Origin of the sequence: Phyllobacterium sp., from assembly GCF_037994405.1 — a bacterium.
Lineage (GTDB): Bacteria > Pseudomonadota > Alphaproteobacteria > Rhizobiales > Rhizobiaceae > Phyllobacterium.
In genome coordinates this window covers 1-5,827 of record NZ_JBBNAN010000159.1, presented here as the reverse complement: position 1 = coordinate 5,827, position 5,827 = coordinate 1, and the positions used below count along the sequence as shown (strand labels likewise).

The 5,827-nt window shown below is 57.1% G+C and carries 7 protein-coding genes and 2 tRNA genes; 4 read left to right on the top strand and 5 right to left on the bottom strand.

Going from position 1 to position 5,827, the window contains the following annotated elements:
- The 3 genes from AAAC48_RS09540 to AAAC48_RS09530 all read right to left on the bottom strand — a co-directional run.
- Positions 1–127: GTP-binding protein (locus AAAC48_RS09540; protein ID WP_244910400.1), on the bottom strand; the 127-nt coding region annotated here is incomplete at its 3' end.
- A 231-nt stretch (positions 128–358) separates the two neighbouring features.
- Positions 359–432 (bottom strand) — tRNA-Gly (locus tag AAAC48_RS09535).
- A gap of 25 nt (positions 433–457) precedes the next feature.
- Positions 458–542 (bottom strand) — tRNA-Tyr (locus AAAC48_RS09530).
- A gap of 241 nt (positions 543–783) precedes the next feature.
- On the opposite strand from AAAC48_RS09530, the gene rlmB reads away from it, so the two are divergent.
- From rlmB to AAAC48_RS09515, 3 genes are all read left to right on the top strand, one after another.
- The gene (rlmB, locus tag AAAC48_RS09525; RefSeq protein WP_340653950.1) at positions 784–1,647 is read left to right on the top strand and encodes a 23S rRNA (guanosine(2251)-2'-O)-methyltransferase RlmB; all 864 of its coding nucleotides are present in this window, start codon (positions 784–786) and stop codon (positions 1,645–1,647) included.
- A 97-nt stretch (positions 1,648–1,744) separates the two neighbouring features.
- A complete protein-coding gene (locus AAAC48_RS09520; RefSeq protein ID WP_340653949.1) occupies positions 1,745–2,344 on the top strand; it encodes a cytochrome b in 600 nt (199 codons plus the stop codon).
- Positions 2,341–2,934 carry a YceI family protein gene (locus AAAC48_RS09515; RefSeq protein ID WP_340653948.1) on the top strand — a complete coding sequence of 198 codons (594 nt, stop codon included), beginning with the start codon at positions 2,341–2,343 and terminating at the stop codon, positions 2,932–2,934. The genes AAAC48_RS09520 and AAAC48_RS09515 overlap by 4 nt, the downstream gene beginning before the upstream one ends.
- On the opposite strand, the gene AAAC48_RS09510 is transcribed toward AAAC48_RS09515, so the two are convergent.
- The gene (locus AAAC48_RS09510; protein ID WP_340653947.1) at positions 2,929–3,429 is read right to left on the bottom strand and encodes a nuclear transport factor 2 family protein; all 501 of its coding nucleotides are present in this window, start codon (positions 3,427–3,429) and stop codon (positions 2,929–2,931) included. The two genes, AAAC48_RS09515 and AAAC48_RS09510, sit on opposite strands and share 6 nt — an antisense overlap.
- A gap of 87 nt (positions 3,430–3,516) precedes the next feature.
- On the opposite strand from AAAC48_RS09510, the gene AAAC48_RS09505 reads away from it, so the two are divergent.
- Complete coding sequence (locus AAAC48_RS09505) at positions 3,517–3,927, top strand: helix-turn-helix domain-containing protein (protein ID WP_340653946.1); 411 nt, start codon at positions 3,517–3,519, stop codon at positions 3,925–3,927.
- 4 nt (positions 3,928–3,931) lie between these two features.
- On the opposite strand, the gene AAAC48_RS09500 is transcribed toward AAAC48_RS09505, so the two are convergent.
- Positions 3,932–5,581: an FAD-binding dehydrogenase gene (locus AAAC48_RS09500; RefSeq protein ID WP_340653945.1), complete on the bottom strand. Its 1,650-nt coding sequence runs from the start codon at positions 5,579–5,581 to the stop codon at positions 3,932–3,934.
- Positions 5,582–5,827 lie beyond the last annotated feature (246 nt).

The window sequence follows — 5,827 nt, the reverse complement described above, 5'->3', positions numbered from 1 at the left end:
CGTACGCCTTGTACTCTCCAAAATACTTCGTAATCGCTGCCGTCAACGACGTCTTGCCATGGTCAACGTGACCAATCGTGCCAATGTTGACGTGCGGCTTGTTACGTTCAAACTTGCTCTTAGCCATAGCTGTCGTTCTCTCGTCATCACAACCGGCCTTGCGCCGGTACCATGTTTGTAGCTCAGACGAGACAGCAAGCCGTCCGTCAGCACAGTCACCCGTTCGATCAGAAGGATCGATCGGGTAGAATTGCCCAAGCTTGCTCGTTCATATGGAAAACACATGAGCGACATACAATGCTCAAGACAAAATCGAAGAGCACCGCATGCGCCAACGCGCTGGGTGCCCTCGCAAATCTGGAGCGGGTAGCGGGAATCGAACCCGCATATTCAGCTTGGAAGGCTGCTGCTCTACCACTGAGCTATACCCGCACATCATGGCGTTCGGTTCCGGCAGTGGTGGAGGGGGTTGGATTCGAACCAACGTAAGCCAAGCTAACGGATTTACAGTCCGTCCCCTTTAACCACTCGGGCACCCCTCCGGTCACTGCCGATGGAACCGCACCATATCGCACTCTGCAAATAGCCTGCCGGACATTCGTTCCGGCTGCTGCTTGCGGAGGGCCTTATGCCGACTAGCCCACGTGGTGTCAACACTTCACTGCAGAAAATGAATGGCTTGTGAAAATTGGCTAAAGAAATATGACGGCAAAGCCGCCAAGCTCCCGAAATTTGCCGACATGTCTGTATCGCGCAACGGGTCAAAAGGGTATATGTCGCGCCATGACCGAACAAAAACCCTCCCGTACCCCCAAAGATTCACACTACGCCACTCTGCGTCGCCAGTTCCGCGACCAGAAGGCCGGCGGCCCGCCGCAAGCCCCGCGCGCGTCGCGCCCGGCTGTCGAGGGCACACAGGCGCCTGAAGGTCTTGTACGCCTCTACGGCCTGCACACGGTGCGCGCCGCGCTGGATAATCCTGCACGCCAGATCAAGCGGATGCTGGTTACCAAGAACGCGCTCGACCGGCTCGAAATCACCGATTCGAACACCCTGCCATTCGACGTCGAAGTGGTTGAGCCGCGTGCGATCGACCGCGAAACCGGTTCGGAGGCTGTCCACCAGGGTGTGATGATCGAAGCCAAGCCGCTTAAAGCTCAATCGCTCAAAGCTCTTCAGGAAAGTGAACTCCTCCTGATTCTGGATCAAGTGACCGATCCACACAATGTCGGCGCCATCATGCGCTCCGCCGTCGCTTTCGGGGCAGGTGCCATTATCACCACGGCACGGCACAGCCCGCAGGAATCGGGTGTCTTGGCGAAAGCTGCCTCCGGTGCTCTCGAACTCATCCCGCATATTGAAGTCCGCAATCTCGCCGACGCAATTGGCGAGTTGCATGAACTCGGCTTCACCACGATCGGTCTCGATTCGGAAGGTCCGCTGGAATTGGAAAAAACGATGTCAAAAGGCCGTATCGCTCTGGTCCTTGGCGCCGAAGGCAAGGGGCTGCGGCAGAAGACGCGTGAGACCGTGTCCCACCTTGCCCGGCTTGACATGCCCGGCGCCATTAAATCGCTCAACGTATCAAACGCGGCCGCAATCTCGCTTTATGCCGCGCAACGCTTCCTGGACGCCAAGCACGATTAATGAAAGAATTGATCCGAATATAATCCGGATCAGCAGTGTTCACCCTACTCCAGGCAGTTAACCCACCATTGGGTTCCGCTTGCGATGGAGTGTGCCGATGCTACGGAATAACAAAGAATCATATGGCTTGGTATCGATTGCCTTTCATTGGATCATCGGCCTGATTTTCCTCGGCCAGATTGTACTCGGCTATCTGATGGTGAGGACGAGCAATTTCACCCTCCAGTTCAGCCTTTACCAATGGCACAAATCCTTTGGGTTCCTCATTCTTGGGCTCTCCATATGCCGCCTTCTCTGGAAGGTCGCGAATCCTCGCCCACGCGACCCTGAAACGATGAGCTCGCTGGAACGCATGGCAGCGCATGGCGCGCATATCACCCTCTATCTCAGCCTGTTCATCGTTCCATTGACTGGATGGGCGGTAGCATCGAGTTCACCACTGCAGATACCGACATTCATGTTCAATCTCGTGGTAATCCCACAACTACCGATCACGATATCCGACAGCGCTGAAGCATTCTGGACCGCGAGTCACGCCTGGCTGGCCTATCTCTCCGGCTTTGTTGCGGTGGCTCACATCCTTGCAGCGCTGCACCATCATTTCTGGAAACGGGACACGATCCTGATGCGCATGCTGAGCCCGAACGCCGTCAAAAACCAGAAACGGGCGTTCAAACTGACAGGAAAGTCATCATGAAGACCACTGACGCATTATTGTCCAACTTCATCCGGTTTGGCATGGTCAGCCTCCTTGCCACCTCCCCTATTGTCGCCCAAGCAGACGCACTAGCCGAGGTTGCCGGACGCTATAATATTCAGCCTTCCTCACATGTCGGCTTCACGGTGGCGCAGGTCGGCGGGGGCGGTATTACCGGTGATTTCAAAAAATTCTCCGGCGTATTCTCCCTGAACAAATCCGACATAAGCCAGTCAGTGATCACCTTCACGCTTTATCCGGAGAGTGTTTCCACCGGACAGGCGCGCGTCGAAAGCTTCCTGCGCTCCGATGCGGTATTCGACTCCGCCAATTTCCCGACAATCACGTTCAAGTCGACGCAAATCAAGCAAACCGGTGCTGATACCGCAGAGGTGGCAGGTATCCTGACGGCACGCGGCAAGAGCAGCCCGGCAAGCTTCCAGGCCAATCTTTCGGACCATGGCAAAAATTCCATTACCTTCCATGTCCAGGGAAAGGTCATGCGCTCGCGCTACGGCATGGATGTCGGCACGCCGATCTATTCCAATGTGGTCCAGTTCGACATGACCATCCGCGGCCAGCGCTTATGATGCAGTCGTCCCGAACAGGACATCAGGATCACCGGTAAGCCAGGCGTTATCGAACCTCATACGGTCAATGACCCACACCTCGCCAACCTTCGACAGCGACACATTGAGGATATTCTTGAGCAAGAGATGGCGGCTATGGTCGCCGCGAGGCAGATGTTGCGCCTCGATCAGCACAGACAGTTTAGCCTGCTTCCCGTCATAACTCGTCACGCGCGGATTGGCGATGGAATGGGTGGTGTCAAGCGCGCTGGTCGTCGATAGGATGATATCGGCGATGGCCTGCCGGCCCTCGAAAACGGGTATCGTCACGCCAAGCGTTTTCGCCACCGATGTAAAATCGAGAGTCGCTTCCTCGGAAAATGCCGATTCGAACAATGGCCTGTCGCGAAGATCCTGACCCGCGCCAAACCGGTATAGCGCGTCGGCTATCGCCAGAAAATCCTCCGGCGGAACCGCCAGATATTGGACCTTGTTGCGTGACTGAGACGTTTCCATATGAGCCTCCGGGTTTCTTTGAAACCATGATTTGGCAATATGGCCGCGGTCCCGCAAGAACGCACCAAAAGCATAGGAGCTATCCAGATGCATAGTCATGCGCCTCGTGAAAGGGAGCTGTGCTTCGGCCAATGCCCGGTTCTGATCCGCGAAACCCTGGATTTGATCGCAGCCAAGTGGACCGTTCCCATATTCTTCGCGCTACAGAGCGCGTCCGGCCCGGTGCGCTATGCCGAGTTGCAGCGTCGCCTCGGCGACATAACGCCGAAGGAACTCGCAAAACATCTGCGGAATTTTGAAACGGCCGGTCTGGTGAAGAGAACCGTTTATCCGACCGTGCCGCCGCGCGTGGAATATGCGCTGACCGAACTCGGCGAAAGTCTTTTGCCGAGCCTGCAGACACTCGCCGACTGGGCGATCAATTTTGGCGGCGTGGTTACTCAAAACAGGAAGGAGAATGAGCGGCCTTTGCCAGTTCGCCTGATCAAACCTGCCTGAAAACTCACACGGCCTTCGCGACCGCCCTGCCCGCTGTCCGGCCTGAGAAGATGCAGCCGCCGAGGAACGTGCCCTCCAGCGAATTGTAGCCATGCATGCCGCCGCCGCCAAAACCGGCAGCCTCGCCTGCCGCATAGACACCGGCCAGCGGTTCACCAAAGGCCGTCAACACCCGTGCGCTTAAATCCGTTTCAATACCGCCGAGCGATTTGCGCGTCAGAATGTTGAGGCGCACGGCAATCAAGGGTCCATGCTTTGGATCGAGGATCTTGTGCGGCGGGACGACGCGCACCAGCCTGTCGCCGATATAATTACGGGCGCCACGTATGGCCGTGATCTGCGCATCCTTCGTATACGGATTGTCGACTTCGCGGTCCCTGGCCTCGATCTGCGCCCTCAGCCGGCCTTCATCGATGAGATTGTCGCCGGTCAGTGCATTCATGCGCCGCACCAGATCGGGAAGTTCCTTCTCCACGATGAAATCCTCGCCATTGTCGAGGAAGGCCTGGACAGGTCCAGGCACGCCACCGAGCGCTCGCTTAGCCACCTGCCGCCAGCTTTTGCTGGTAAAGTCGGGGTTCTGCTCCGAACCCGAAAGCGTGAATTCCTTCTTCACGATCGTCTGATTGAGCACGAACCAGGAATAATCGTAACCGGACTTCATGATGTAATCGAGCGTCGACAGCGTATCGAAACCGGGCAGACATGGCGCCGGAAGCCGGTTTCCCTGCGCGTCGAACCAAAGCGACGACGGCCCGGGCAGGATGCGGATCGCATGTTTGGTCCAGATCGGATCCCAATTATGCACGCCCTCGACATAGTGCCACATGCGGTCGCTATTGATCAGATGCGCGCCTGCTCGCTCGGCAACACCCAGCATCAAACCGTCGACATGATCCGGAACCCCGCTGATCAGGTGTTTCGGCGTCCCAAGCCGCTTCGGCCAATTCTTGCGCACCAGATCATGATTGCCGCCGATGCCTCCGCTTGAAACAATAATCGCCTGTGCCTTCAGGGCAAAGGAACCGGCGACAACGCGCGAGCTGGGTTCGCTGCGCTTGACGTCGCTCGGCACCAGGATCTCGCCCTCGACCCCGTCGACGATTCCGGCGCTGCTGACCAACGACGTCACCCGGTGGCGGAAGCGGAATGAAATCAGTCCTTTTTGTTCGGCCTCGCGGGCACGGCGTATAAATGGCTCGACCACGCCAGGCCCCGTTCCCCAAGTGATATGAAACCTTGGCACGGAATTGCCGTGCCCCGTCGCCAGCGAACCCCCACGTTCGGCCCAGCCGACAACCGGAAACCACCGCATGCCTTGTGCATATAGCCAGGAGCGCTTCTCGCCCGCAGCAAAATCGATATAGGCCTCTGCCCACTTGCGCGGCCAGTGATCCTCCTCGCGGTCAAAACCGGCCGAACCCATCCAGTCCTGCAAGGCAAGCTCGCGCGAGTCCTTGATGCGCAAGCGGCGTTGCTCGGGAGAATCGACAAAAAACAACCCGCCGAACGACCGCCACGCCTGTCCGCCAAGGGTCTGCTCCGGTTCCTGATCAAGAATGATCACCCTTTTTCCGGCGTCGGCAAGTTCCGCCGCCGCGACCAGTCCCGCGAGCCCGGCGCCAATGACGATGGCGTCCGCATCATATGCCATACTGAAACCTCCCAATTCCAACAGTCTGACAAACCGCGCAGATTCGTATTACCTTTACGTCAACGTTGTCTGTCAAAAGTCGTGTTTCAGCAAGTTCGATTTGAAGAGCGTCTCCGTCGGCACTCAAAGAAACTAGGGTCAGGATGTACTAATATGATCGAAACGGCGCCTGAAACGGCTAGAAGATGCAGCGCATGTTCCGATCCGGCTTTTCGCCGGATCGAAAAGATACATGCACTTGGAGCA

Bases quoted from the DNA above. Each gene is read 5' to 3' on its own strand.
- rlmB (WP_340653950.1), top strand. From the start codon at position 784: ATGACCGAACAAAAACCCTCCCGTACCCCCAAAGATTCACACTACGCC.
- AAAC48_RS09520 (WP_340653949.1), top strand. From the start codon at position 1,745: ATGCTACGGAATAACAAAGAATCATATGGCTTGGTATCGATTGCCTTT.
- AAAC48_RS09515 (WP_340653948.1), top strand. From the start codon at position 2,341: ATGAAGACCACTGACGCATTATTGTCCAACTTCATCCGGTTTGGCATG.
- AAAC48_RS09510 (WP_340653947.1), bottom strand. From the start codon at position 3,429: ATGGAAACGTCTCAGTCACGCAACAAGGTCCAATATCTGGCGGTTCCG.
- AAAC48_RS09505 (WP_340653946.1), top strand. From the start codon at position 3,517: ATGCATAGTCATGCGCCTCGTGAAAGGGAGCTGTGCTTCGGCCAATGC.
- AAAC48_RS09500 (WP_340653945.1), bottom strand. From the start codon at position 5,581: ATGGCATATGATGCGGACGCCATCGTCATTGGCGCCGGGCTCGCGGGA.